Here is a 26,205-nt window from a genome sequence, read left to right as displayed (position 1 = left end):
GAGAAAAACCGATGATTTATACTACAACCGAGACTGTTCCCAATTATGAAATTATAGAAATCCTGGAAGTAGTTAGCGGCAATGTCGTTCAATCGAAACATCTTGGTCGAGATATTATGGCTGGGCTGAAGGGAATTGTTGGTGGGGAATTAAAAGGGTATACAGAAATGCTGACCGAAGCCAGGAGTGTTGCAATAAAACGCTTGTTATCAAAAGCGCAGGAATTGAGAGCAGATGCTGTAGTAGGCATTCGATTTACCACGAGTTCAATTACAGAAGGATCATCAGAAATATTGGCTTTTGGTACGGCGGTTAAGCTACGCAGACAATCCGACAAGTCGGGTTAGAGCCCTTTCCCAGCAGTTATCATCTGATGGCCTGCTATAACTGTAAGGGCTCCTATCAGCACAACAATGCAAGTCCACTTGTGGGACAGAAGAAAAACTCAACTTTGTACCTCAGAGTAGTTGGCCGCTACACTTGTTAAAATACTGGGCTTCGGAAATGACGAATATAAAGTACATGCTATTATTCCTGGACATATTCAAAAATTCTTAATGCATAATAATTAAAAGGGGTAGCTTGTGAGAATGAATTTAGGAAGATGCACCATGCACGGGAAACTCATCACATTGATCGTTCTATAACATTGAGCCCCTTAGCGCACACCAAGCAGTTGGCAATTACCTTTGATGATGCACCCCGCTCTGCCATTGGCTACCTGGACGGCCAGACCCGCGCCAGGACTCCGATAAAAAACCTCAATAAGTATCGCGTTGGCAAAGTGACTTTTTCGCCAACACCCATACTCTGAATGAAGAGGGCATAAAACGCCTCAGGCTCTACAATAAAGCCGGTCACCTGATCGGCAACCATTCCCACAGCCACCCCAACTTTCTGAATACGGGCCTTGCCCACTACCGAGAGGACTTCCTGCAGGCCCACCAGCTACTCAAACAGTTTGACAACTTTATACCCTATTTCCGCTATCCGTATTTAAGAGAGAGAGAAACACTGAAAAAACGTGAAGGTATGCGAAAGGTCCTGCGCGAGAATGAGTACAGGAACGCCTATATTACGCTGAACAACTACGATTGGTATATTGAGGATCTATTTCAGAAAGCTGTCAGGGAGGGCAAAAATATTAACCTGCTGCGGTTCTCAAAGATGTATGTCGATGTGCTGATGCAAAGTATCAATTACTACGATGATTTGGCTGTTAAGCACCTGGGTCGCTCTCCAAAACATGTATTGCTATTACATAAAACGGACATGTCAGCACTCTTTATTGGTGACCTTGTACAGAAGTTGCGCCGGGAGGGCTGGGAAATTATTTCCATGGAAGAGGCCTACCAAGACCCAATCGCTCAATACGCCGTGAAAAAACCGCTAAAATATAATCCGAGAAGGATTGGTGAAATCGCACTTGACCGGGGACAAAAAAAGGGCTCTGGCATTATACCCTGGAAGAGTCCTACCTTGATCAAAGATTCCAGCAAGAGGTCTTGTTACTTTCAGATAATAAGTGAACGCCCAGTGCCATATAGCACGCTCAGCAGAAAGCTTAGGCCTCAGCGATCTGCACCGGGATTGTATTGGTGCTGCGCACCACCTGATTTTTTTCATCCAGGTAAACCAGGCTGGGCATGAAATTATCGGCTTCTGCTTCAGACATCTGTGCATAAGAGGCGATAATGACCCGATCGCCCACCTGCACGCGGCGCGCCGCGGCGCCGTTCATGGAAATAACGCCGGAGCCGCGCTCGGCCAGGATCACGTAGGTGTGGAAGCGTTCGCCATTATTCACATTGTAGATATCGATCTTTTCGAACTCGCGCAGACCGGCCAGCTCCACCAGATCCTGATCAATTGCACAGGAGCCGTCGTACCAGAGTTCAGCCTGGGTGACTGTGGCCATATGCAGTTTGCCTTTCAACATTTCGAATTGCATGCTCAGGTGCCCCCTCAGAGTTCCAGAGATAGATTGTCAATCAAACGCGCTGCGCTGGTATACATCGCTCCCAGGATCGTAATCTGTTTGTCGTCATCTGCAGCCGGCTGCAAGTCCCTGCTGTGGCAGATGGAAAAGTAGTCGGCACGGAAACCACTGTTTTCCACACGCCTGCGCGCCTCGGCCTCAAGGGCGGCGAAATCCCTGCGTCCCGCCAGTATCTCATTCCTGGCCCAGTTCAGCGACTGATTCAAGACCGCCACCTTGGGCCGCTCTTTCGCGGTAATGTATACATTGCGGGAACTCATCGCTAGGCCATCCGCCTCGCGGTGCACCGGAGCCGCGAGGATGTCCACGGGCAGGCACAGGTCCTCCACCATGCGGCGAACAACGGCCAGCTGCTGGAAGTCCTTGATGCCAAACACCGCCTTGTCCGGCTGCACAATATTGAACAGTTTGGCCACCACAGTGGTAACCCCTTCAAAGTGACCAGGTCGGCTGGCACCACACAGCACATCGGTCATGGCCGGACAGACCACGCGGGTCTGCTGGTCCATACCATTGGGGTAGATTTCGCCCTCATCCGGGTGGAACAGGAAATCGCACTCGGCATCACGCAGCCTGGCCATATCCCGCTCCATGGTGCGCGGATACTTGTCCCAGTCCTCGTTCAGACCAAATTGCAGTCGGTTGACAAAAATAGAGACCACTACCCGATCGCAGTGCTGTCGGGCCATTCGCACCAGTTCGATATGGGCATCGTGCAGATTGCCCATTGTGGGTACGAACCCAATGGTTTTGCCGTCTCTGCGGGCCTTGGCCAGCACCTCGTGCAGGCTTGCTACGTGGTGGAAGACTTGCATCGCTCTCCTACTCACTGGGGGTCAGCGCGGCATCATACTCGCCGCAGTCAGGTGTCTCAACAGGGCAAAACTGGCGCTATTCCCGGGTTTTCCCCAGGGTACAGTTCCAAGCCTCGCACAGGGAAAGCGTCACTGGCTGGATTACCAGTCATTCCTTTGTTCCACTCCCCGAGTGTCAATCAATGCTGTTCAGGAAGTGTTCAGACCCGTCAAGGCAAACTACTCGCCATGATACACAAAAGACCGCAAACAACATAAAAGAGCCATCCGGGCTCGGGAGTGCCGCCATGAGACATCTTGCGACCGCCATCGTCACCGCGGGCCTGTTGCTGATAGCAAACCCCGCACTGTCCGAAGTTTCCCGGGGACTCCAGCGCGCACTGGACCTCGATCACCACGGGCAGGGAAAGGCTCATCGTGAGCAGCGCCATGTGAAGCGCAGCCACGGCAAATACCGTGATAAAAAGTACCACAACCGCCAGCAGGAAAAGGAACGCCGCAAACAGGAGCGCAAGAAAGAAAATCGCAAGCAGAGACGCAAAGAAAAGCGCCAACATCGCCGAGAAGTGCGCCACTCCTACAAATCGGGTTACAACAAAGGCTACCGGCAGGGACATCGAAAAGGACACAGGCACGCCTTTCGCGCCGCCTACAGACCCTACTACCGTCACGGCTACCGCGGACACCGCCCCCACTGGCGCCCGGTGCACTATGGTTACGGATATCGCTGGCGCCACCTGCCACACAGCTTCGTTGGCCTCAGCATAGGTGCCGCAAGCTTCTACTATAGCGACGGTATCTTTTACCGCCCGGCCTCCCACGGTTATGTGGTCACCTATGCGCCCCAGGGAGCCATAGTGCACAGCCTGCCAGCCTCTGCCCTCACTGTGGTTGTCGGCGGCCGCCACTATTACGTCGCTTACGACACCTACTACCTGTGGGATGACGTGCGACGCGGCTACCGGGTGGTCCCCAATCCCGGCCTGCTTTAACCACGATTCCATCCCCCCCCTCTGCGGCCTCTGGGCCGCCTTTTTACTTTTCGGCTTCCCTCCTACCCGCCAAATTTGCACAATACCCCGGCGTTGTCACAGCGCTAAAACAGCACCCGGGCACCCCGGGTGTAGCGTTGCTTCTGCGCCGGACAAAAATACTGTCCTTTTATCTATAGTTATTGCTTTCCAGCGCTGCTGGGCCCAAGATTCGCGACCGCCAAGGCTCAACAGACAAGTGCCATGAAACAGCAACAAATTCAGGATTGGACCTGCGAGGATTCAGCCGATCTCTACGGTATCCGCAACTGGGGCGCCGGTTATTTTAATCTGAATGCAAAAGGAGAGATTTCGGTTCAGGTGGAAGGTCCCAGCGGCAAAGCCCACAGCGTCTCCCTGATGGATATCGCCCGCGGTGCCACCGAGCGCGGACTCGGCATGCCGCTGTTGTTGCGTATCGAAAACCTGCTCGATGCCCAGATCGCCCGCATCAATACCTCCTTTGCCCGCGCCATCGTCCGCTGCGGCTATGGCAATGTTTACCGCGGTGTCTTCCCCATCAAGGTCAACCAGCAGTGCCAGGTGATCGAGGAAATCGCCAGTGCCGGCCATCCCTTCAACCATGGCCTGGAGGCCGGCAGCAAAGCTGAACTGATTGCAGCACTGTCGATCATGGACAACACCGAGTCCCTGATTGTTTGCAACGGCTACAAGGATGAGGAATTTATCAATCTGGGTCTGCAGGCGCAGCGCCTGGGGGTACAGGTTTTCTTTGTGGTGGAAACCCCCTCGGAGGTGCAGACCATTATCCGCTGTGCCGAGCGGGAGCAGGTGCGCCCCAATATCGGCGCGCGGGTCAAACTCGCCTCCAAAGTGGGTGGCTACTGGAATGCCACCAGTGGTGATCGCAGTATTTTCGGCCTCGGCAGCAACGACCTGATCGCTATGGTCGACCAGTTGCGCAAGCACGGGATGCTCGACTGCCTCAAGCTGCTGCATTACCACCTGGGCTCGCAGGTACCGAATATCCGCGATATCCGCACCGGTGTACTGGAGGCCTGCCGCTATTACGCCGATCTGGTGGAAGAGGGGGCATCCATGGGCTATCTGGACCTGGGCGGCGGCCTGGCCGTGGACTACGACGGCACCAAAACCAACCACATCCACTCCAAAAACTACTCCCTCGATGAATACTGCGTGGATGTGGTGGAGGCCATTATGGGGACCCTCGACAGTGAGGGTGTGGCCCACCCGGTGATTATCACCGAGTCCGGCCGCGCCACGGTGGCCTACTCCTCGGTGCTGTTGTTCGATATTCTCGACATCACTCGCTTCAAGCCGGTGGAACTGGAGCACACCAGAATCAACGAGGGGGATCACCCAATGCTGATGAACCTGCAGGACGCAGTGCGCAATATCACCCCCAGAAATCTGCAGGAAAGCTATAACGACACACTCTATTACCGCGATGAGGTGCGCTCCCTCTACCTGCACGGACAGGTGAGCCTGCGCGAGCGCGCCAATGCGGAAAACCTGTTCCTTCAGGGCGCCTGGGAAATTCGCCAGCTGCTGGACGAAGCCGAGGAGATTCCGGCGGACCTGCAGGCACTGCCCGAGGTATTGTCGGATATCTACTACGCGAATATGAGCGTATTCCAGTCGCTGCCGGATATCTGGGCCATCAACCAGATATTTCCGCTGCTGCCAATCCACCGCCTGGACGAGGCACCGACGCGCTCGGCCATCCTCGCCGATATCACCTGCGACTGTGACGGCAAGATCGACCGCTTTATCGGCCGGGAGAAAGCGCAGAAAACCCTGCCCCTGCACGAACTCAAAGAAGGCGAGGACTATATCCTCGGCACCTTCTTAATCGGCGCCTACCAGGAAACCCTTGGCGACCTGCACAACCTGTTCGGTGATACCCATGTGGTGAGTGTGCGTATCCAGGAAGACGGCAGCATCGATTTCAGCCGCGAAATTCACGGCGACAGTATTGCCGATGTGCTCAGCTACGTGGAGTACCAGCCCAAGGCGCTGTTCGAGCGCTTTCGCCGCCTGGCGGAACGCGCGGTGAAAAAGGGTTTGATTACCGCCGCCCAGCGCAAGCAGATTCTGCATACCTACACCGCCAGCATGAGCGGTTACACCTACTTTGAGAAATAAGGCCCAGCGCCTGAGAAGACAGCGGCGAGAAAAGCTGCAGATTAAGGAGATCCTTATGGCCAAAGTACTGATCATCGGCGCCGGCGGCGTCGGCCAGGTGGTTGCACACAAGTGCGCCCAGGTTGCGGAAGTGTTTGAGCACATCACGTTAGCCAGCCGCACCAGGAGCAAGTGCGACAAGATTGCAGCGATGCTGACGCGCAAAATTGATACTGCCGAAGTGGATGCGGACAATGTCCCGGAACTGGTCAAACTGATCGAGAGTGTGCAGCCGGAAATGATCATCAACGTGGCCCTGCCCTACCAGGACCTGCACATCATGGATGCCTGCCTGGAGACCGGCGTGCACTACCTGGACACCGCCAACTACGAACCGCCGGAAGAGGCCAAATTTGAATACAAATGGCAGTGGGCCTACCAGGACCGATTCGAGAAAGCCGGCTTGATGGCACTGCTGGGCAGCGGTTTCGATCCCGGCGTTACCAGCGTATTTACCGCCTATGCCAAAAAACACCACTTCGACCGTATCCATACCCTGGATATTCTCGACTGCAACGCCGGCGATCACGGCCTGCCGTTTGCCACCAACTTCAATCCGGAAATCAATATCCGCGAAATCACCGCCAATGGCCGCTACTGGGAAAACAGCCAGTGGGTCACCACCGAGCCAATGGCAGAGAAGCGTGTGTTCCATTTCCCCGAGGGCATCGGCGACAAGGATATTTACCTGCTATATCACGAGGAATTGGAGTCCCTCTGCAAGCACTTCCCGGAAATCGAGCGCGCGCGCTTCTGGATGACTTTTGGCGAGAGCTACCTGAAGCACCTGGAAGTCCTGCAGAATGTGGGTATGACCGGTATTGAACCGGTGGAATTCCAGGGGCACAGCATCGTACCCATCCAGTTTCTCAAGGCGATGCTGCCGGACCCCGCCAGCCTGGGCCCGCTGACCAAAGGCAAAACCTGCATCGGCAATATTATCCGCGGCACCAAGGACGGCGAGGAAAAGATCTACTACCTCTACAACACCTGCGATCACCAGGATTGCTACAAAGAAGTGCAGTCCCAGGCCATTTCCTACACTACCGGTGTTCCCGCCATGATCGGCGCCAAGATGATGCTGGAAGGCAAGTGGATGAAGCCGGGCGTATGGAATTTGGAGCAGCTGGACCCGGACCCCTTTATGCACGACCTGAACAAGTACGGCCTGCCCTGGCAGGAAACCTGGCTGGACAGACCCTTCCAGTAAACCCGCACCCCCCATAAATCCCCAGGGCGGGCCAGGGGCCTGCCCGCCACACCAGGATACAGTGCCCCCATGGACCTCACCCCCCGCGTAGACTACTTCGGCAGTTTTGATCCCGGTCGTGTACCCTCCCCCTGTTTTATAATCGATGAGATCGCCCTGCGCGATAACTTGTCGGTACTCGCCGATGTACAGGCGCGCAGCGGCGCCAAGGTGCTCGCCGCCCTCAAGGCCTTCGCCATGTTCAGCACCGGCCATATCGTGGCCGAATACCTGTCCGGCACCTGCGCCAGCGGGCTGTATGAGGCCAGGCTGGGATTTGAGGCGTACGGCGGTCACGACCAGGGCAAGGAAGTGCATGTGTTCAGTGCCGGCTACAAGGAGGGGGAACTGCGCGAGATTCTCACATTCGCCCACCATGTGATTTTCAACTCCTTCTCCCAGTGGCAGCGCTACCGGGCACTGTGCTTGGAAATGCAACAGCAGCGCCCGGAATTGCGCTTCGGCCTGCGCATCAATCCCGAGCATTCCGAAGGGCACACCGAGCGTTACGATCCCTGCGCGCCCTGTTCGCGCCTGGGCATTGTGTGCGCGCTGTTTGACGGCGAATCGCTCGAAGGTATCAGCGGCCTGCACTTCCACACCCTGTGCGAACAGGACTTCAAACCCCTGGAACGCACCATTGCCGCCGTGGAAGAGAAATTCGGTCACCTGATTCCGCAGATGGAGTGGATCAACTTCGGCGGCGGCCACCATATCACCCGCAGCGACTACCAGGTGGACGCACTGGTAGCAGCGGTACGCGCCTTCTCGGCAAAATACGCGGTGCAGGTGTACCTGGAACCCGGCGAAGCCATCGCCCTGTTTTCCGGCATCCTGGTATCCGAGGTGGTGGACACCAGCTGGAACGGCCAGAACCAGGCCATCCTCGACGTCTCCGCCACCTGCCATATGCCCGACATCCTGGAGATGCCCTATCGTCCGGAGATCACCGGCGCGGCCCGGCCCGGCGAACTCCCCCACACTTACTGCCTGGGGGGGCAGAGCTGCCTGGCCGGTGACAGTATTGGCGAGTACAGTTTTCAGGACCCCCTGAAAGCGGGCGATCGCCTGGTATTCGAGGAGATGGCCTATTACACCATGGTAAAAACTAATACCTTTAACGGTATTCCCCTGCCGGCCATCGCCCTGTGGAACTCCGCTAGCGACGAACTGCAAATCATCAAGGAATTCAGTTACCGGGACTTTAAGGAGCGGCTCTCCTGAGTGCATTCCACAGTGCAATAAACAGCCCCAGCAGAAGCGCACCCGTCGCCAGAGGAACCACACATGCTGTCTGAAAATGATTACCCCATTTTTCTCGGCTCCGAAATCGAACAGCCAAAGCCGGAAGAGGCGTTTTTCCATATCATACCCATTCCCTACGAGGAAACCGTTTCCTATGGCGGCGGTACCAGCAGGGGCCCCGCCGCCATTCTGGCAGCCTCCTGGCAGCTGGAGACGTTCGACAACTTCTCCTCCCCCTGTGAAATGGGCATCTACACCCGCTCACCGGTATCGGTGTCCGGTACCGCGGAACAGGTGATGGGCCATATCGCCGCGGCCACCCAGGCGGTGCGGGCACTGGGCAAGATGCCGGTGGGTATCGGCGGCGAGCACTCGGTGACCTGGGGCCTCATCCAGGGCCTGCTGGACGCCGGTGAGACCGACTTTGGCGTGGTGCAGATCGACGCCCACGCGGACCTGCGCGACCGCTACGAAGGCCACAAGCACAGTCATGCCAGCGTGATGCGCCTGGTGGTGGAGGCCGGCGTACCGCTGTTCCAGTTGGGTATTCGCGCCTACTGCGAAGAGGAAATGCGAGCGCGCAGAGACTACCAGGTAGGCTACCTGGACGCCCACCAGCTGGTGCCCAGCCAGGTGCAGGAATTCCAGCTCCCGGAGCATTTCCCCGGGAAGGTCTTCTTCACCTTGGATGTGGACGGCCTGGACCCCTCGGTATTCCCCGCCACCGGCACCCCGGTGCCGGGCGGCCTGGGCTGGTACCAGACCCTCAACCTGTTCGAGTCCGTCGCACGGCAAAGGGAAATCATAGGCTTCGATCTACTGGAATTTGCGCCGATCGAAGGCTTCCATGCCTATGATTTCGCCGCTGCGCAGCTGTTGTACCGGCTAATGGGGATCATCCAGCGCAATCGCCCCCAGGCAGCCACTCATGGGAAGGTTGACAATTCTTAACCGAATAACCTGTCTTTACTGCCACGATACGGGGTAGCATCTGGGATGTGAGTGACCACTTCGCTGGAGAAACCGTGAAACTGCTGAAGAGTATACTTGGCGCCAGTGCGTGCATTGTGCTGGCCGCATTCGCCTTTAGCCCGTCTGCCGATGCACGGGGCTATGAGCGCGGGGGAGACCATCACCATCACCGCGGCGGCTACTACCGCGGCCCCCGTGTTTCCATCGGCTTTATCGCACCAGCATTACCCCTGGGACACGTGCGTGTTGCCGTCGGCAGGCGCCCCTATTATTACCACGGCGGTCACTTCTACCGCCACAGCCCCAGAGGCTATGTGGTGGTTGCCGCGCCCCTGGGCGCCTCTGTGGTGACCCTGCCGGCCAGCGCCGTGCGGGTACAGCTGGGCGGCGTGACTTACTACCAGTATGGCGACGCCTATTACCAGTGGTACCCGGCCACCCGTACCTATGTGGTGGTGGCACCGCCGACACCGGCTCCCGCACCGGTAGCGGTCGTGCCGGCACCTGCGCCCGCGCCCGCTACCCCGAACCCCGGCCCCAATGGTTTCCTGCCCGGCCAGGTGGTTGAAACCCTCCCCAACGGCTACGCTGCCGAAGTGATCAACGGCATCCAGTATTACCGCTACGGTGGCAACTACTTTTTACCCACCCAGCGCGACGGCCGCGAAGTCTATGTGGTAGTCAGGCTGTGAGCGCCGCCCCGGCTTCCAACCCCTGGAAGCGGGCAAACTGACCCAGAGCCCGGTAAAAACCTGCTTCGAGTGTGACACCGGGCTTTTTCACCCAATGCAGCGCCTCTGTACGCAGCACCCCCGCTTCCCTGTCCGCTTTCAAGTCCACCAGTCCCACAAACTGATCACCGTACAGGATCGGCAGGCAGAAGTAGCCAAAGCGACGCCTGGCCGCCGGCACATAGCACTCCAGTTGGTATTCAAAGCCGAACAGGCGGCGCAGGCGCTTGCGCTGCAGCACCAGGGGATCGAAAGGCGATAACAGGCGCACCTTGCGCGGTGCCCGTTCGGGGTGTCGCGCAAGGTGTTCTGCGAGTACCAGTTCCCTCCCCAGCGGCACCAGCTCGCCGCTTGCCAGCATGGCCTCTACCGCTTGCTGTACCAGGGGCTTGTCTTCCCGGCGCAGATAGGCAACTTCTTCGGCGCGACCAATACCCTGGCACCCCAGGAAAGTGCGCACCAGATGGCAGCCGTATTCCAGCCCTGAGGCGGCACGGGTTGGCACCTTTGCCGGCAGTAGGCGTTCGGGCAGGTCAAAGACTTTCTGGAAGCCGTCGCGGTGGCTGACCATCAGCTCACCCTCGTGAAACAGTTGCTCCAGGGCCTTTTTCTCTGCCGACCAGTCCCACCAGCCACTCTTGGTACGCACAAAGTCGCTGGCACGCAGCGGCCCCTCCGACCGCACCCGATCCAGCACATAGCGGCACAACCTGGCATTTTTCTCAAACCAGTGGCGCTGGCCGGCGCGGATACGGTCCATACGCACGCGGGCATAGGGATAGTGTGCCATGGGCAGGTAGGCGGCGGCGTGGGACCAGTACTCAAAGATCTCGCGGCGCTGTTCGGCCCCGGCCAGTTGCGCTTCCCGGTAGCGGGGCAGGCGGTTGTAGAGCTGGTGGTGGTGGGCGCGGGTAATGCGCTGGATGGCGTCCAGCTGCAGCGCACCCAGGTGTGTCAGCAGGGCGGAGAGATCCCCTGGCCAGGGCTTGTGGATAAACTGGCGCTCCAGCACCAGGGCTCGCATCTGTTGGTCGGATAACACACTGTGACTCCCTCGAGTCCGGCTGGCAGGAAGCTGCCGGGGCGGGCTTATTCGCCCTGGTAGTATTCCGGTGCCAGGTTATCGAAGCGGGTGAATTTGCCCACAAAAGCCGCCCGGCAGGTACCGGTCTCCCCATTTCTCTGCTTGCCGATAATCAGTTCCGCCATGCCCTTGTCAGGGCTGTCCTCGTTGTAGTACTCATCGCGGTAGATAAACAGGATCACGTCCGCATCCTGTTCGATGGCCCCGGATTCCCGCAGGTCTGAATTCATCGGGCGCTTGTTGGGGCGCTGCTCCACGCTGCGATTGAGCTGCGACAGGGCGATTACCGGGCAATCGTATTCCTTCGCCAGGGCCTTCAGGGCACGGGAGATTTCGGAAATCTCCTGGGTGCGCCCCTCAGTGGTCCCCTGCACCTGCATCAGCTGCAGGTAGTCCACCATAATCACCGCCGGCAGGCTGCGGACCTCGGCCTCCTCGCGGCTCAGCTCGGGATGCGCGAGCATCAGCTTGTTGATGTGATCGCGCACTGTGCGCTTGGTGCGCGCGCGCACCTCACTGGGGCTGAGCGCCGGGGTATCGTCGATATACAGGGCTTTGCCCTTTATCTTTTGCACAGCGCTGGAGAGCTTGGGCCAGTCTTCCTCCTGCAACTTGCCGTTCCTGATCCTGCCCTGGTCGATGCGGCCGATGGACGACAACATCCGCATCACCAGGCTGTCCGAGGGCATCTCCATACTGAAGACCAGTGCCGGGCGCTCCTGGCTGAGCATGGCGCTTTCAATAAAATTCAGTGCCAGCGCGGTTTTGCCCATGGAGGGGCGCGCGGCGAGGACAATCAGTTCGCCGGGCTGCCAGCCGGAAGTGCGCTGGTCCAGCTCGGTAAGGCCGGTGCTCAGGCCGGTGATATCCCCCTCGGTCTTGAACAGCTCATCAATGCGCTCCACTGTCTTTTTCAGCAGTGCGTCCACAGCGACGAAACCACCCTCTTTGACGCGCCCCTCGGCGATCTCCGCCACGCGGCGCTCCGCCATCTGCAGCAGATCGGCAGAGGCCAGCCCGCCGGGATTGAAGCTGGTGCGGCTGATCTCGCCGGCGGCAGCGATCAGCTGGCGCAGCATGGAGCGCTCGCGCACAATCCTGGCGTAGGCAACGATATTCGCCGCAGAGGGGGTGTTCTCGGCCAGCTCCGCCAGGTAAGCGGGGCCGCCCACATCGCCGAGCAGGTCGCGGCTGGTGAGCGCCTCGGCGAGGGTGACAATATCCAGGGGCTGCCCGCCTTCGGTCAGCTCGCGCATCACCGCGAAGATCCTGCGGTGACTGGCGGTGAAGAAATCCTCCTCCCCCAGCTGCTCGGAAACGGCATCGATGCGGCCCGGGTCCAGCATCAGGCCGCCGAGCACGGACTGTTCGGCCTCTACCGAATGGGGCAGTGGCGAACGCGCTTCGCTGTGTATCTCCTGTTCCGGCGTGGCGTATTCGTCGTTCATTGAAACCTGTTGGATACCAGAAACAAAACGGGCGCTGACCCCACAAAGGGTGCAGCGCCCGATTGTAGCGCGGCTGGCATCCCAGGCACCAACCGCTGACCGGAAAAGCCTATTCGGCTTCGATCACCACTTTTACCACCGCCGTCACATCGGAGTGCAGCTGCACGTCCACTTCGTACTCGCCCACTTCGCGCAGGGTACCCTGTGGCAGCCGCACTTCCGACTTGGCGACCGCAACGCCGCTGGCGGTAATCGCTTCGGCGATATCACGGGTGCCGATTGAGCCGAACAGCTTGCCTTCGTCGCCGGCGTTGGCGGCAATGGTGACAGCCAGGTCGGCCAGCTTGGTGGCGCGGCTTTCGGCTTCTGTCAGCTTGGCTCCGGCAGCGGCCTCCAGTCCAGCACGCTTGGCTTCGAACTCGGCAATATTGGCAGCGGTAGCGGCAATGGCCTTACCCGTCGGCAGCAGGAAGTTGCGGCCAAAACCGGCTTTCACCTCAACGCGATCACCCACGTTGCCCAGTTTGCCTACTTTATCGAGCAGAATAACTTCCATCTCGGTTTCCTCAATTTCTGTAGTGAGCGGTGCGCTACTTGGCAAAGCGCCCGCGAATATCTATCCAGCTATCTACCAGGGCCAGACCGCACAGGAACCCGGCCAGGGGCAGCCCACCAATTACCAGCAGCACATACATCGCCACCAAAGGGCCAATGCCCCAGCCGCGGCTGGCAACCAGCCAGTGGATCAGGGCGATGCCCGCCACCACCATGGGAAAGGCGATCACTGCCCCCCAGAAGGCGTAGCCCGGTGTAACCAGGCCCGACACCCACAGCAGCATGCACACCGCTGCCAGCCACAATGGCAGGCGCAACTGGTGAAACTCCTGGCGGAATCCGCCGGGATTGTACAGCAGCGCCTGCCAGTAGCGTCCCAGTACCAGGGCCAGGGTGGCACTCATTGCCAATATCAGGCTGAAGTATCCGGTGATCTGCAACTCACCCGAAAAGACCTGCCTGAGCTCCTCCATGGGAACGCTGTCGGGCTGTTCTGCGGCCCGCTCCACCGCCTGCAGGAAGCCCTGCAGGAGGCCGCCGCTGAAATAGGACGTGAGCCCTATGCTTACCGCCGAGGCCGCAATCACGGCCAGCAGGGTGGCAACCCATGAGCGGCGGCTGCGCAGCGCCAGGGCACCGCAGAGCACCGAGACAAAATAGCCGGCGGATATGCCCGCCACCAAAAGTGGCACATGGCCGCTCATACCAGCGACAACGATCGGCAGCAGCGCCCAGGCCAATACCATCAGGCCGTCACTGCTGCCGCGGCGCAAACTCACCAGGGCGAGAATTGCCGGGCTGACGAGCGGTATCCCCAGCATGGTGAGAATGACCGCGCGCACGCGTCCGCGCATAATAAATTCAGCTACGGCGCGCATTTCCAGATAGCTTCTCTATTAATCAGACTAAGCAAACTGCGGCTTAGGCTTCGTGACTGTCCGTATACGGCAGCAAGGCCAGGTAGCGGGCGCGCTTGACCGCGGTGGCCAGCTGGCGCTGGTACTTGGCTTTGGTACCGGTAATACGGCTGGGAACAATCTTGCCGGTCTCGGAGACGTAGGCTTTCAGGGTATCGAGGTCTTTGTAGTCGATACGCTTGACACCTTCAGCGGTGAAACGGCAGAACTTGCGACGACGGAAAAAACGTGCCATCAGATAATCCCCTTACTCTTCGCTTTCAGTGTTATCGGAAGCGGTTTCTTCCACAGCGTCGGAGGAGGCTTTGCTTTCCTCTGCCCGCTCGCGGCGTTCGCGGCGCTCACTGCGCTCACTGCGTGCTGCTTTGCGCTCGCGGCTCTCTTTTTCCGCCTTCATGATCGGGCTCTCTTCAGTGATCGCCCCATCTTCCCGCATCACCAGGTTGCGGATGACCGCATCGTTGTAGCGGAAGTTGGTGGTCAGTTCCTGCAGGGCCTCTTCGGTGCACTCAACGTTCATAAGAACGTAGTGGGCCTTGTGGATCTTGTTGATCGGGTATGCCAGGCGGCGGCGGCCCCAGTCTTCCAGTCGGTGGACCTGTCCACCGGTCTCGGTGATGGCAGCGGTATAGCGCTCCACCATGCCGGGCACCTGCTCACTCTGGTCCGGGTGAACCAGGAATACAATTTCGTAATGACGCATTTTTGCTCCTTACGGGTTAATCAGCCTCCCGGATTTCCGGTAAGGCAAGGAGTAACAACGGGCGCGGGAATATCGGGCCCATCGCGGGCGGCGTATTCTAGGCACTCGCGTCCCCGCTTGCAAGTTCGCCGAATTGTGTCAGGGCGGCATCCAGCGGCGCGGTGTCTTGGCGGATTGGGCCAGCAGGGTGCGCAGTCTGGTCATGGGCCGTGGGCGGGCACTGGCCTATAGTGCCCGCCGGTTGAAGAGAGAAGTACCATGCCCCAGGAAATCCACGCACTGGCCTTTGGCCCCTTTCGGGTCCCCGTGACCATCACCCGCAACCGTGCAGAAAGCCCCCTGGCGCTGGTGATCCCCGCCATGGGCGTGCCCGCCGATCGCTACCGGCTGCTGCAGGAGGAACTGCAGTGCCTGGGCTACAGCACCGCCATCACCGAGCTGCCAGGCACCGGCGAAAGCCGCCCGCGCCCGCACCGCGGCGCAGACTACGGCTATAACGCGCTGGTGTTTTCATTTATTCCGCAGTTGTTGCAATTGCTGCAGCAACAGTGCGCACAGGAACCGGCGCTGATTCTCGGCCACAGTATCGGCGGGCAGACCGGAACCCTGGCAGCCAGGGCCGGCCTGACCGGCGATGCCAGGGTTGTGAGCATTGCCTCGGGCCATATCCACTACCGCTGCTGGCGCGGCCCCCAGCGCTACGCCCTGCTCGCCTTTGCCCCGATCGCCAGCCTCACCGCCAGCCTGCTGGGCTACTTCCCCGGTGCACACATGGGCTTTGGCTGGCGCGAGGCGCGCGGGTTAATGAAGGATTGGGCCAGGGCTATCTACACCGGCCGTTTCGCCCCGGAAAAGTGCTTTGACGAACGCCGGCAAACGGTGCAGCCCACCCTGCATATTGCCCTCGCCGGCGATACTTTCGCCCCCGTACAGGCCGCACGCAAACTGGCCGCCATTGTCGGTGGCGAAACACAGGAAATGGCGGCCACCTACCCCAGGGGCAATCCACACCTGAGCTGGATCAAAAACCCGCGCCCGGTGGTTGACGCCGTAGACCAATGGCTGGCCCGGCAACCCGTTTCACGCTAAATAGGGACAGGGGGCTGCAACCGCAGCAAACCGCTCCACTGCAAACGCAGGCAGGCCCGGGGTTTGCAGGTGTCGCCCCCGCGCGTGATCAGGTCTGTATCAGATTTTGGGGATCGCCCGGGGTATGGACGCTGCGTTGGCGCACCGCCTCAAACAGGCACACAGCAGCGGCGACCGACACGTTCAAACTGCTGACTTCCCCCGCCATGGGGATTTTCACCAGGTGATCACAGTGCTCGCGAGTGAGTCGGCGCAAACCGCCACCCTCGGCCCCCAGTACCAGTGCCAGCGGACCCGTGAGCTGGCTCTGGTAGAGACCCTGTGCGGCCTCCCCCGCCGCCCCAAAGATCCAGACACCCGCCTGCTGCAACTGGCGCAAGGTGCGGGCAAGGTTGGTCACGGTAACCAATGGCAGTATCTCTGCCGCACCGCAGGCCACTTTCCTGGCGGTAGGGGTGAGGCCGGCAGACTTATCCTTGGGGGCAATCACCGCGTGGACACCGGCAGCCTCTGCTGAGCGCAGGCAGGCCCCCAGGTTGTGTGGATCGGTCACCCCATCCAGGACCAGCAGGAAAGGCGCCTCACCTTTGCGGGCGAGTTGCTCCAGCATTTCCTGCAGGTACTTTTCATCATGGACCCGGGCTTCCCCGGCACAGAGCGCAATAACGCCCTGGTGATTGGCATTGTCCCCGCTTTTTTCATCCAGCGTACGGCGGTCGACAAACTGCAGTGCAATCGCATTTTTTTCTGCCTGCCGGATAATCTTCTGCAGGCGCTGGTCATTGCGCCCGCGCAGCAACATCAGCGCCTGCACATTTTGCGGGGCACTTTTCAGCAGCGCCTGTACCGCGTGCAGGCCGTATACCACTTCCTGTTTCAATTTATCCCCCGGTCATTTTTTCTTTTTGCTGCTGGAAGTAGTCTTCCTCTTCTTTGCCTTGACGGTGCCTGCCTTGCCCTTGCCTGTTTTCTGCGCCGCTTTGCGCGCGGCCACGGCGGGACGTTTCCCGCCCTTGCGCGGCGGAGTGCGCCTGGCACTGCGGCGCTTGGGTGCCGTATCTTCCCCTGGCTTTTCTGCAGGGGCTTCGCCCGCCGCCTTTTTACGGGCAGGCTGTTCCCCAGAGGCCTCTACCGGCACTGCCTCACTGCTGCCGACTTTGCGCTTGCGGAAAGGGGGCACTTGCTCGGCGGTTTTTGCAGATCCGCTCCAGGGACTGTCGCCGGTTGTACGCTGTGTGCTCTTCTTCTGTTTGCCGCGGCGCTCGCGATCCCGCTGGTGGTCCACCGCCATTTCCATAGCGCGCGCACTGACTTTGGTGACTCCGGCCCCGCTGGTCCCGCCCTCGGCCCGGTTTTTCCGTGTGCGCGATACCAACTGCTGCAGGATAAAATCGACCTTGCGCTCTTCCAGGTCAACCCGAGCCACCTGCACCGTGACAGAATCACCCAAATGGTAGCGCTTGCCGCTGCGCTCGCCGATCAGGCGCTGGTGTGCCTGCTCGAAACGGTAGTAATCCCTGGGCAGTGCCGTGACGTGAATCAGCCCTTCCACATACAGGTCATCCAGTTCGACAAACAGGCCAAAACCTGTCACCGCGCTGACCACCCCGGAATAGACATCCCCGACATGGTCCTGCAAATACTCGCATTTGAGCCAGCTGACCACATCCCGGGTGGCATCATCGGCGCGGCGCTCCGTCATGGAACACTGCTCACCCAGCTGCACCATGGCCGGCAGATCGTAGGGCAGGATATCCCCGCGATCGATGGGCCCGGCACCGGGTTCCGCATGGACCTTTTGCGCCACGGCGCGCTGGTTGGCCTTGCCATTGTGGATCAGCCAGCGCAGGGCACGGTGCAGGAGCAGATCTGGGTAGCGGCGGATCGGGGAGGTGAAGTGCGCATAGGCGCGGTAATCCAGGCCGAAGTGCCCGCGGTTTTCCGGCTGGTACACCGCCTGGTTCATGGAGCGCAACATCATCATCTGGATAATGTGGGCGTCGGCACGCCCCTCGACCTGCGCCAGCAGTGCCTGGAAGTCCCTGGGCTGGGGCTCAGCGCCCCCGGGCAGGCGCAGGCCCAGCTCACCCAGGTACTCGCGCAGGTTACTGAGCTTTTCCTCCTTCGGCACATCGTGCACACGGTACAGCGACGGTAGCCCCGACAGCGCCATCAGGTCTGCAGCACAGACATTCGCCGCCAGCATGCACTCTTCGATCAGCTTGTGGGCATCGTTGCGCACAACGGGCACTATGCGCTCAATCTTGCGATTGCTGTCAAAAACGATGCGGGTCTCGGTGGTTTCAAAATCGATGGCACCGCGGCGATCACGGGCACCGCGCAGTGCCAGGTAGAGGTCGTGCAGCCTGTCCAGGTGCGGCGTCAGCGTCGCAAACTGTTTGCGCAGGCCGTTGTTGCGCTTGTCGTCACGCGCCGCCAGTAACTCGCCCACCTGGGTATAGGTGAGGCGCGCGTGGCTGCGCATCACACCCTCAAAAAAGCGGTAGTCGAGAATGTCACCGGCGCCATCAATCTGCATCTCGCACACCATACACAACCGATCCACCTCGGGATTGAGGGAACAGAGCCCGTTGGACAGCTTTTCCGGCAACATGGGGACAACAAAATCGGGGAAGTAGACCGAATTACCACGCTTATGTGCCTCTTCATCCAGGGCACTGCCCAGGCGCACATAGTGGGAGACATCCGCAATGGCCACCAGCAGCTTCCAGGTACCGTCCGGCAACAGCTCGCAGAACACCGCATCATCGAAATCCCTCGCATCCTCACCGTCGATGGTCACCAGGGGCAACTGGCGCAGATCGACCCGTGCGCGCTTGTCTTCTGCAAGGACCTCTTCAGAGATCGCTGCCGCCTCAGCCTCTAGTGCGCTGGGCCAGCTATGGGGAACACCGTAGTTGCGGATGGCAACTTCTATCTCCATGCCCGGTGCCAGGTGATCACCTAGCACCTCGACCACTTCCCCCTGGGGCACCCGGTCGCGCCCGGGCTGGGTGACAATCCTCACCACCACATACTGGCCGTGCCCGGCACCTGCGCTGTCTTCCGCAGCCACCATAATGTCAAGATTGATGCGCGGGTTGTCCGGGCGCACAAAGCAGATACCATTCTCCCGGAACAAGCGCCCGGCCAGCTGCTCGGTGTTATGTTTGATCACCCGCAACACCGCGCCCTCGCGCTTGCCGCGAAAACCGCCCGGGGTTTCCCGCACCAGCACTTCATCACCGTCGAACACCCTGCGCATCTGGCGGTGGGACAGGAACAGGTCCTCACCACCATCACCGGGAATGACAAAGCCAAAGCCATCGCGATGACCGATAACGCGCCCGCGAATCAGGCTCATTTTGTCCAGCACACCGAAGTCCCCGGCGCGATTACTGGCGATCTGCCCATCGCGGGACATGGCAATCAGGCGCCGGCGCACCCCCTCGCGGCGATCCTCATCCTGCAGCCCCAGCAGTTCCGCCACATCCTCCCAGGACACAGGGCCGGCCTGCTGCTCCAGCAGCTGCAGCAGGAACTCACGGCTGGGCACCGGTTTTTCGTATTTCTCCGCCTCGCGCTGGGCATGGGGGTCTGTACTGAAGGGGTCTGGGGTATTTCTGTGAGTCAAAACAGCATCCGTTGTTGAGAGGCGGCAGCCATGGCCACATCCGGGGATCATCCGGCCAAAGGCAGGCAGTGGAAACGTAAGGAATAGTTCACTAATTTTCGTGGCAATTGCACGCAGTATAAGCGATTTTACAGCGTTTCCCGACCTTAACAGAAAGTGTAGAAAAAAGCGCAGGGAGCCGTTGACACCCCCCCGCCGGAACTCTATAGTTCGCGTCCTCAACGACACACACGTTGAATGGCCCAGGTGGCGGAATTGGTAGACGCGCTAGCTTCAGGTGCTAGTGACCTTACGGTCGTGGAGGTTCAAGTCCTCTCCTGGGCACCACATATTTTTAATAAATCAAAAATTTATGTGTATTTTGGTGCAAATCTGGTGCAACACACTTCAGATCTTCACTATCGCAAGAAACTGAGTCGGCTCCTCTTCAGTTAGAGCCAACCCACACGTCTCCACTATTGCCATAAACCGCTGAACATAGATGGCCTGCACTGGCTATAGAGCAGCATCCCTTCGTTAGGGCCTTTGTCTCCTTATACTCTGATTCCGTCCATCATCAACAAGCCATAGGCTCTCAGGATCCTCTACAAACTGCTGTGGTACACTCAAAGGCCACTGGCTTGAACGGGCCGGTTTTGTGGTGGATACGCCGATCAAGGTCAGGGTCATGGAAGGGTGTTTGGTGTTGACTGCTGAATAAACAACTTAACATAAAACCCCGGCAAATTAGCTCTGCCGGGGTTTTGAACTTATAGTGCCAACTGAGAATGGAATCGGAGCATTGTGCCAACAGTTTACTCCGACCCAAATCTCTCTACTTGTACTTCCTTACTTTTACAACATTTTAGCTCAACCCAGCCATCCCCCACTGTATATATATAAGCATCCCCCCATGGGTCACTGGGAATGATATTAAAATACGGCTTTAACTGTACTATATTTTGAGGAAACGACCCTCTATCTTTCTTGAACTGAAGCGTAGCTTCTTTGATATTTTTTAAATCAGCTTTTACTCCACTTTTAGCCACCTCATCGATTGAATCAGAAAAATAGAAAAATAGAAGGCATAGAAAAATAAATATTAAGAGTATGTATATGAAACTTTTCTTTATACTGGTCAGCATTAACTAATCCTCTGAGAAATAGTTAAATTCAGGCTTTGGGTAGAGGGTGTAAATAATTCTGTGTAACTGCTCCTCTAAAGGTTGTTCCTCGGTAATGCACTCCTAGCTGCGATGCAGTATCTGTTATCCAAGTATGGATTTGGCCTACATTGGATGAAAAGAAATACGTCCCCGACCCTATTTCATTAAAAATATAAACATGAAGCTTTTCGTGAAAAGCTTGATCCTGGAATATCCTTTCGTTTACATTCATATCAAGAATATTGATATTTGGTGGCAACGCCATATCAGCCGGAGAGTTAATTCTTATAAGGAAATTATTAGTATCAGGAAAACCCTCATAATTCTCTTTCAACCATGCATCCATTAAGGCCAGCTCTTTTTCCGCCCACTCTCTAGTGACCCCCTTTTGTGCAAACTCAATTTTCTATTTTAATAAATTTATTCAAATCTAGTTCACGACTTTCTTTTCCATCCGACACACTGTAATCAGCAAGCCAAATCGGTGCTTCCGGAGTGAGATTTTTAGACATTAATTTTATATTGAATTCGACCTGTGAAGGAAAACAATTGTCACAGCGCCTGGCACCAATAACCTCTATAACGCTTCCTGCGGAGAGAGTTTTACGATTTATAACTTCTGGACCACTAAAACCGGGAGATTCTGTAACGCTATAGATATCTATTTTTTCTCCATAGTTCTTTCCAAGTGTAAGACCGTGAAGCATTAACTCACCTTTAACCCTATACTTATTCCCGACTATTTTTGAATATTCTTTAGAAAAGCTGATATCTGTATATTTTGATTCACACCCAACCAAGAAAAATATAATAATTAATAAAAAACTAGAATACTTCATATCTTACTCTCCGCTAGAGTGAGTGTGTTCAATAGGAACAGGGAGCTGAGGAACCGGATATGGTATGCCATTCGTATGAGTGTGAATAATTGAATTAATATAATTTGACGGAGTATTTATAGCTTCTTGAGCAACAGAATATATATATTGGTAACATTGAAGGGATATTAGCTAACAAATCTGGAAATCCATTTTCATTGACAGCCCAATCAACAAACGCATCGTGATTTGTACCAAAGGTGTGTCCCGCAGGAATATTATCATCTAAATACTGGCCGATTCCCGATTTTGGACCTGGAAAAACAAATGGATGTCCACTACGCCCAACTACATAGGGGTGACCAAATGGGCGAAACCAACCTGAACCAGAGCCCTTTTGTGCAAAGTAAATTGGATCAGCACTCAAAGTGAATGTATATTCACCTGCCACCAATCTAAACTCAAAGCAATCTGACATGTATAGATCTTTAGCAAAGGACCTTAGATTTTTAGAAAAAACTTCGGAATCAACAATATAATGGTTTTTAGTTCCTTGCTTATCTATAACATCAAGGGAAAAATCAAGGGGACTAGATGCACATAATTCAATCTCGTTAGCCAAAAAATTAACACCATTAAGCATACTGCTAAATATTTGGCAGAAAGCGTCTAAGTGCTCATAAAAAGAGAGAACGTGGCGCATAGGGACAATTTATTAATTGTGAATTCCCAAACTACCGTCTAACAAATCCCCGCGTCAGTGGGGCTTCATCTTGAGGCGAGATATCGTGTCAATATTTTGCTCTAACCAAAATCATTTCTTAACTTCTTTTTTTATTTGAGATTTATAAAACAATAATCCAATGAAAGCCCCTAGTGAGGCTCCACAGGCAGCCCAAATAATTTTTTCGTACCCTCCGCCTCCCTTATCACCAACCAACAATCCCACCACACCAAAAAATATCGACCAAAATATAATCTTTCGCTTATAGGATTTATTCACGTCTTATTTCCGTTGTATTTGTCCATGGATCTAACTTAAATTTCATCGAAGGATCCAAATCTGGGGTAAGAATAAGGTATTGGTGCGGTGTGATATGCTCCCACGTCCCCCACTCATAAATAAGGTTTTTGGTCTAAGATGTTTCTAGAGCATTATTAAACTCAGGCGTATAGAGAGCGCCAAATAAATATAAAGCTTGCTCTCCACACCCTAGATAGTTAGGGCAAATCGTACTACTTAGTAGGTTGTTTATTCTGCCTGAGTTATTACCCTGAGAGGGAGAACCTGGATATCTCAAACCTTTTTCATTCATCTCTTTGATAATTTCATCAAATTTATTTTGGATTCTATCCACATCTGAAGAAATAATTTCCTGGATGGTTCGTTCCTTTTGTGCAAAATATCATCAATACCTTTTTACTGTTAGTCAACTTGATGCTCTGGGGTAGTAACCCTTAGGTATTGATAAAACTTACTATTACCAATGTGATAAGCAATATGGCGAAATTCCTCACCGATATCCAACAAGGTTTCCTTCAATTCTTGTGAACTAGCACCATCCCTTAAAAGCTGAGGAAAAAGATCATTAGAAAGCACAAGTAGTGATTTTTCCACATCAACTAAGTCACCAGCTAATGTCCAAGGCTCTTCTTTATCCCCTCTTTCTGTAATTTCTAGGTCACCAAATTTTTTTGCTAAAACTGCAATAGACTTACCAAGATTAGAATTCATCATAACCCCTTAAAAATATCATCAAGGACTTCAATCTGCCTTCTAAAGGTTCTGATTTCCCGCTCAACAGAGCTAGTTCTTCCTCCGGCAGCTTTAATTTCATCCAGTTTCGTAAGATATTCATTAAGGCGCCGAGTGATTTTTCGATGAGACCTTTGAAGTGATTTTATTCCGTGCTGCTTCAACTGGCTTTCGAAAGCTTCTTTGATTGCCTTATTGGCACTAGCTTTTGCTGCAGCCCCTATGAGAACGGCTTCACCTGATGGGCCTGTTGCAACATCAAAGACAATGCCGCCCACCGTCAAAACATCTGAAATAGTTTCAGCTCTATCGATGATTTCAATGGTTTTATTTAAACCATTAATTACGGCCTGATCCTCTTGTGCATTAGGGTTTCATAAGCCTCTAATACGCCACCAAGTATCACCTCTCATTTCCTTCGGGATATGATCATTTTCTGTATCCTCTATACCGAACTCTTCTTCTAATAAATCAAACCACTTATCTCGCAGACTTAATGGCAGTTTAGTACCACACCAAGGACAAAAAACAATTTTCAGAAAGGAGCTTCCACCATCAAGTATCGATATCCCGTACTCCCGAAACTTTGGAATATAAATAACACCAACGTCAGAATTTAATGCAGATAGCATATCCTTACAGCAACATTGCTTCATCATAAATTGATCCTCCTCCCTTTAACCGGTGGCTTGTATATATTACCTGTCTCGGGATTCATTGACCCTTTATGTCTACCCCTGCTGTCATAAACTTCAATATCTCCGTGAGTGTGGTCCCATTCATAGTATTCTCTTTGACTTCCTTTTTCTCCATTAGTTTTTCGACCATTTTTTGCAGATTTGAAATTTTTCCAAATTTTGCTTGTGCTTTTTAAACTAGCCTTCGCTGCTTGGCGGGCAGAAAGTAAAAGCATCGCTGGTGCAATTCCTTCACCCGTGGGACCGCCCAAAATTAAATCTGCAGCAATCAGTCCGCCAGCTATTACATATGTCCCCCAATCAGTGCCATCAGTGTCACCATCCTTTTGTGCAACAGCATGACACCGGCGCAATATCGTAGCTACAGCCCGATTTTCCCCAATGCGATCAGCAACTTAAAGAACTTTTCCCCGACGAACGGCGCTCTTACCAACTTTTTTGCCCCGACGCGGGTTTTACTTTAGCGGCATACTTCCGGGCGCTAAGCTAAATTCATTTTTTTCTTTATTGCTACTAACTTTTTCTCCAAAAAAACTATATTAGTAGTTGCGCATTGAGTGGAGTACTTCAATAATTCCTTAATTAAACAATCCATGGCTATGGCAACCTGCCTGGAAAATGCTTGCAAGTCAACAGAAATCATTGAGCCTCTATAGCTTAACTGTAGTAAGTTTCCATTAGCTAAAGCTCTAATTACCTCTGGCTCTTCAAGAACTTCTATTCTTTGCGGATTATTTTCTGCCAAAAGAAAATCTCCAATAGCCATCAACCATGCATCAATATATGTATTTTCAATGACAATCTTATTATCTTGGTTATCATTTAAAACAATACTTCCTAAGGGTTCGTTAGGATCAACCCCACCCTCTAAATCTAAGATATAAATAACCTCTTCCATTTTATGGGCCTACAGGATAAACACTTCTTAAATTACCAGATGCATTCACAACAGCACGCACTCTAACGCTACTCTCCCCAATCTTCACAACTGATTCAAATCCTTGACTGCCATTCCTAACATTTACCAAATTTGATGGATTGCTTGCGATTTTTTTCCCCAGCTCAACTTGATCATCTAGGCTAAATTTACTATCAAACTTTTTAAAATCTTTCAGATGCTTAGAAAGGTGTTTAAGGCCTTTTTTACTAATCCCAATAGCAATCTGTTTGCTGGCTTGTTTTGCCCCTAAAATAGCCATTGCTGGCGCAATCCCTTCCCCCGTGGGACCGCCAAAAATTAAATCTGCAGCAATCAGTCCGCCAGCTATTACATATGTCCCCCAATCAGTGTCACCATCCTTTTTTGCAAAGCCCCCGCAGAGCAATCTGCGGGGGCTTTAATACTTTTAACTAGCGGAGGCCAGAAAGAAATCTATCAACTGCGATTGTGAATTGCATTGCCTTGAAGAAAACTTACCTAATGAAAAACTTTTCCTTACCAGTTAATGAATAGCGAGCTAAGTATAAAGCCAACAAAATAAAAATCACACCATTCAGTTTATTTAAAAATGTATCGAATATCGGAGTCAACAAAAAAACACCCGCAATTAAAAAAACCAAACCTAATAGCGCAGCCAAAATTCGATAAATTAGTTTTCTATTCATTTAAACAGTCCGCCGCACAATAACCTAAAGCTCCAGCCTGAAAACCAGCCGCTCCCGCTCCAGCAACAGCCGCCGCAGCATTAAATCGCGAGAAAAATTTTACGACACCTAATTGTCTTCGGCCAGTCTCGAAAGTTTCCTTATCATAAGACCAAGCATTACGATTAGCCTGCTTCTGAGCGTGATCTTGCAACAGCTCAGCAGCCTCATTTGTTAATAAACCCTGCAGACTTACCGGGCTGAATCGTTCAGCCCACTCATATGTTTCTCCATAATTAACTTGCAAGCAGGTAGCCATGCATTGCTTAAAATTGCTTTGTGTATCCTTTTTTGCATCTTTTTTTCCATAAACAACAACACATTCTAGCCCGTCTATACCACAGCCATCCAGCAACCAAGGACCTATACGACTATACGACTGTATATACTTCAATAACTGTCTAAACTCAGCTTTCTGAGAAAATGCATCTTTACGGTTAGGGTTGGGCCGTTCTCCAACTACCTGCACTTCCTCAACAGGCCTCTCTTCCTCTCTTTTTTTCCTT

General features: G+C 54.7%; 34 protein-coding genes and 1 tRNA gene. 11 read left to right on the top strand and 24 right to left on the bottom strand.

All coding sequences use genetic code 11. The features are described 5' to 3' along the window. Positions 1-11: 11 nt before the first annotated feature. Both Q5Y71_RS11050 and Q5Y71_RS17570 read left to right on the top strand, forming a co-directional pair. Entirely contained in the window at positions 12-347 is a 336-nt protein-coding gene (locus tag Q5Y71_RS11050) for a heavy metal-binding domain-containing protein (protein ID WP_306042217.1), read from the top strand. 463 nt (positions 348-810) lie between these two features. Next, entirely contained in the window at positions 811-1,650 is an 840-nt protein-coding gene (locus tag Q5Y71_RS17570) for a polysaccharide deacetylase family protein (RefSeq protein WP_371877029.1), read from the top strand. On the opposite strand, the gene panD is transcribed toward Q5Y71_RS17570, so the two are convergent. After that, positions 1,565-1,951, bottom strand: a complete 387-nt coding sequence (gene panD, locus Q5Y71_RS11040) for an aspartate 1-decarboxylase (RefSeq protein ID WP_306042215.1) — start codon at positions 1,949-1,951, stop codon at positions 1,565-1,567. The two genes, Q5Y71_RS17570 and panD, sit on opposite strands and share 86 nt — an antisense overlap. Before the next feature lie 14 nt (positions 1,952-1,965). Next, positions 1,966-2,814: a pantoate--beta-alanine ligase gene (gene panC / locus Q5Y71_RS11035; protein WP_306042214.1), complete on the bottom strand. Its 849-nt coding sequence runs from the start codon at positions 2,812-2,814 to the stop codon at positions 1,966-1,968. Positions 2,815-3,101: 287 nt separating this feature from the next. On the opposite strand from panC, the gene Q5Y71_RS11030 reads away from it, so the two are divergent. The 6 genes from Q5Y71_RS11030 to Q5Y71_RS11005 all read left to right on the top strand — a co-directional run bounded on the left by Q5Y71_RS11030 (position 3,102) and on the right by Q5Y71_RS11005 (position 10,169). Beyond that, complete coding sequence (locus Q5Y71_RS11030) at positions 3,102-3,806, top strand: DUF6515 family protein (protein ID WP_306042213.1); 705 nt, start codon at positions 3,102-3,104, stop codon at positions 3,804-3,806. A 243-nt stretch (positions 3,807-4,049) separates the two neighbouring features. Further along, positions 4,050-5,972, top strand: coding sequence for a biosynthetic arginine decarboxylase (gene speA, locus Q5Y71_RS11025; protein WP_306042212.1), 1,923 nt, complete (start codon positions 4,050-4,052; stop codon positions 5,970-5,972). A 55-nt stretch (positions 5,973-6,027) separates the two neighbouring features. Further along, positions 6,028-7,221: a saccharopine dehydrogenase family protein gene (locus tag Q5Y71_RS11020; RefSeq protein ID WP_306042211.1), complete on the top strand. Its 1,194-nt coding sequence runs from the start codon at positions 6,028-6,030 to the stop codon at positions 7,219-7,221. A gap of 69 nt (positions 7,222-7,290) precedes the next feature. Then, positions 7,291-8,484: a carboxynorspermidine decarboxylase gene (nspC, locus tag Q5Y71_RS11015; protein WP_306042210.1), complete on the top strand. Its 1,194-nt coding sequence runs from the start codon at positions 7,291-7,293 to the stop codon at positions 8,482-8,484. Between the two features lie 63 nt (positions 8,485-8,547). Then, a complete protein-coding gene (gene speB / locus Q5Y71_RS11010; protein WP_306042209.1) occupies positions 8,548-9,456 on the top strand; it encodes an agmatinase in 909 nt (302 codons plus the stop codon). 74 nt (positions 9,457-9,530) lie between these two features. Continuing rightward, a complete protein-coding gene (locus Q5Y71_RS11005) occupies positions 9,531-10,169 on the top strand; it encodes a DUF6515 family protein (RefSeq protein WP_306042208.1) in 639 nt (212 codons plus the stop codon). Here Q5Y71_RS11005 and Q5Y71_RS11000 read toward each other — a convergent pair. The 6 genes from Q5Y71_RS11000 to rpsF form a co-directional block, all read right to left on the bottom strand. After that, entirely contained in the window at positions 10,159-11,250 is a 1,092-nt protein-coding gene (locus Q5Y71_RS11000; protein WP_306042207.1) for a winged helix-turn-helix domain-containing protein, read from the bottom strand. The two genes, Q5Y71_RS11005 and Q5Y71_RS11000, sit on opposite strands and share 11 nt — an antisense overlap. Positions 11,251-11,297: 47 nt before the next feature. Next, a complete protein-coding gene (gene dnaB / locus Q5Y71_RS10995; RefSeq protein ID WP_306042206.1) occupies positions 11,298-12,740 on the bottom strand; it encodes a replicative DNA helicase in 1,443 nt (480 codons plus the stop codon). Between the two features lie 109 nt (positions 12,741-12,849). After that, a complete protein-coding gene (gene rplI / locus Q5Y71_RS10990) occupies positions 12,850-13,296 on the bottom strand; it encodes a 50S ribosomal protein L9 (protein WP_306042205.1) in 447 nt (148 codons plus the stop codon). A 34-nt stretch (positions 13,297-13,330) separates the two neighbouring features. Continuing rightward, positions 13,331-14,173 (bottom strand): hypothetical protein, encoded by an 843-nt coding sequence (locus tag Q5Y71_RS10985; RefSeq protein WP_306042204.1) that lies wholly within the window; start codon positions 14,171-14,173, stop codon positions 13,331-13,333. Positions 14,174-14,216: 43 nt separating this feature from the next. Continuing rightward, positions 14,217-14,447 carry a 30S ribosomal protein S18 gene (gene rpsR, locus Q5Y71_RS10980; RefSeq protein WP_067084304.1) on the bottom strand — a complete coding sequence of 77 codons (231 nt, stop codon included), beginning with the start codon at positions 14,445-14,447 and terminating at the stop codon, positions 14,217-14,219. A 12-nt stretch (positions 14,448-14,459) separates the two neighbouring features. After that, on the bottom strand, positions 14,460-14,915 hold the full coding sequence (rpsF, locus tag Q5Y71_RS10975; protein WP_301415374.1) for a 30S ribosomal protein S6: 456 nt from the start codon (positions 14,913-14,915) through the stop codon (positions 14,460-14,462). 258 nt (positions 14,916-15,173) lie between these two features. On the opposite strand from rpsF, the gene Q5Y71_RS10970 reads away from it, so the two are divergent. Beyond that, entirely contained in the window at positions 15,174-16,004 is an 831-nt protein-coding gene (locus Q5Y71_RS10970) for an alpha/beta fold hydrolase (RefSeq protein ID WP_306042203.1), read from the top strand. 88 nt (positions 16,005-16,092) lie between these two features. On the opposite strand, the gene rlmB is transcribed toward Q5Y71_RS10970, so the two are convergent. Together rlmB and rnr are read right to left on the bottom strand one after the other, a co-directional pair. Beyond that, a complete protein-coding gene (rlmB, locus tag Q5Y71_RS10965; protein ID WP_306042202.1) occupies positions 16,093-16,884 on the bottom strand; it encodes a 23S rRNA (guanosine(2251)-2'-O)-methyltransferase RlmB in 792 nt (263 codons plus the stop codon). Between the two features lie 12 nt (positions 16,885-16,896). Next, on the bottom strand, positions 16,897-19,638 hold the full coding sequence (gene rnr, locus Q5Y71_RS10960; protein WP_306042201.1) for a ribonuclease R: 2,742 nt from the start codon (positions 19,636-19,638) through the stop codon (positions 16,897-16,899). 240 nt (positions 19,639-19,878) lie between these two features. On the opposite strand from rnr, the gene Q5Y71_RS10955 reads away from it, so the two are divergent. Both Q5Y71_RS10955 and Q5Y71_RS17565 read left to right on the top strand, forming a co-directional pair. Continuing rightward, positions 19,879-19,965: transfer RNA gene (locus Q5Y71_RS10955), tRNA-Leu, on the top strand. Between the two features lie 310 nt (positions 19,966-20,275). Further along, the gene (locus tag Q5Y71_RS17565) at positions 20,276-20,338 is read left to right on the top strand and encodes a hypothetical protein (protein ID WP_371877028.1); all 63 of its coding nucleotides are present in this window, start codon (positions 20,276-20,278) and stop codon (positions 20,336-20,338) included. Between the two features lie 94 nt (positions 20,339-20,432). Here the strand turns inward: Q5Y71_RS17565 and Q5Y71_RS10950 are convergent, their stop codons facing one another. The 14 genes from Q5Y71_RS10950 to Q5Y71_RS10885 all read right to left on the bottom strand — a co-directional run. Next, complete coding sequence (locus Q5Y71_RS10950; RefSeq protein WP_306042200.1) at positions 20,433-20,762, bottom strand: hypothetical protein; 330 nt, start codon at positions 20,760-20,762, stop codon at positions 20,433-20,435. Positions 20,763-20,790: 28 nt separating this feature from the next. Beyond that, on the bottom strand, positions 20,791-21,129 hold the full coding sequence (locus tag Q5Y71_RS10945) for a hypothetical protein (protein ID WP_306042199.1): 339 nt from the start codon (positions 21,127-21,129) through the stop codon (positions 20,791-20,793). A 52-nt stretch (positions 21,130-21,181) separates the two neighbouring features. After that, positions 21,182-21,622, bottom strand: coding sequence for a hypothetical protein (locus Q5Y71_RS10940; RefSeq protein ID WP_306042198.1), 441 nt, complete (start codon positions 21,620-21,622; stop codon positions 21,182-21,184). A gap of 94 nt (positions 21,623-21,716) precedes the next feature. Next, positions 21,717-22,223, bottom strand: a complete 507-nt coding sequence (locus Q5Y71_RS10935; RefSeq protein ID WP_306042197.1) for a hypothetical protein — start codon at positions 22,221-22,223, stop codon at positions 21,717-21,719. A gap of 192 nt (positions 22,224-22,415) precedes the next feature. Further along, a complete protein-coding gene (locus tag Q5Y71_RS10930) occupies positions 22,416-22,604 on the bottom strand; it encodes a hypothetical protein (RefSeq protein WP_301417948.1) in 189 nt (62 codons plus the stop codon). A gap of 133 nt (positions 22,605-22,737) precedes the next feature. Beyond that, complete coding sequence (locus Q5Y71_RS10925; RefSeq protein ID WP_306042196.1) at positions 22,738-22,959, bottom strand: hypothetical protein; 222 nt, start codon at positions 22,957-22,959, stop codon at positions 22,738-22,740. Between the two features lie 68 nt (positions 22,960-23,027). Further along, positions 23,028-23,336, bottom strand: a complete 309-nt coding sequence (locus Q5Y71_RS10920; protein WP_306042195.1) for a hypothetical protein — start codon at positions 23,334-23,336, stop codon at positions 23,028-23,030. Beyond that, positions 23,336-23,635, bottom strand: a complete 300-nt coding sequence (locus Q5Y71_RS10915; protein ID WP_306042194.1) for a hypothetical protein — start codon at positions 23,633-23,635, stop codon at positions 23,336-23,338. Before Q5Y71_RS10915 ends, Q5Y71_RS10920 begins: the two co-directional genes overlap by 1 nt. Before the next feature lie 96 nt (positions 23,636-23,731). Next, a complete protein-coding gene (locus Q5Y71_RS10910) occupies positions 23,732-24,016 on the bottom strand; it encodes a hypothetical protein (RefSeq protein ID WP_306042192.1) in 285 nt (94 codons plus the stop codon). Continuing rightward, on the bottom strand, positions 24,013-24,408 hold the full coding sequence (locus tag Q5Y71_RS10905; RefSeq protein ID WP_306042191.1) for a colicin E3/pyocin S6 family cytotoxin: 396 nt from the start codon (positions 24,406-24,408) through the stop codon (positions 24,013-24,015). The genes Q5Y71_RS10910 and Q5Y71_RS10905 overlap by 4 nt, the downstream gene beginning before the upstream one ends. A gap of 128 nt (positions 24,409-24,536) precedes the next feature. Then, positions 24,537-24,953 (bottom strand): hypothetical protein, encoded by a 417-nt coding sequence (locus Q5Y71_RS10900; RefSeq protein WP_306042190.1) that lies wholly within the window; start codon positions 24,951-24,953, stop codon positions 24,537-24,539. Between the two features lies 1 nt (position 24,954). Next, positions 24,955-25,380 carry a hypothetical protein gene (locus tag Q5Y71_RS10895; protein ID WP_306042189.1) on the bottom strand — a complete coding sequence of 142 codons (426 nt, stop codon included), beginning with the start codon at positions 25,378-25,380 and terminating at the stop codon, positions 24,955-24,957. Between the two features lie 88 nt (positions 25,381-25,468). Continuing rightward, positions 25,469-25,660 carry a hypothetical protein gene (locus Q5Y71_RS10890; protein WP_306042188.1) on the bottom strand — a complete coding sequence of 64 codons (192 nt, stop codon included), beginning with the start codon at positions 25,658-25,660 and terminating at the stop codon, positions 25,469-25,471. Further along, positions 25,653-26,205 (bottom strand): hypothetical protein (locus Q5Y71_RS10885; protein ID WP_306042187.1); only part of this gene is annotated, 553 nt, incomplete at its 5' end. The genes Q5Y71_RS10885 and Q5Y71_RS10890, both read right to left, overlap by 8 nt.

It is taken from the genome of Microbulbifer sp. 2205BS26-8 (assembly GCF_030731025.1).
GTDB lineage: Bacteria > Pseudomonadota > Gammaproteobacteria > Pseudomonadales > Cellvibrionaceae > Microbulbifer > Microbulbifer spongiae.
This window is presented reverse-complemented; position numbering and strand designations above follow the sequence as displayed.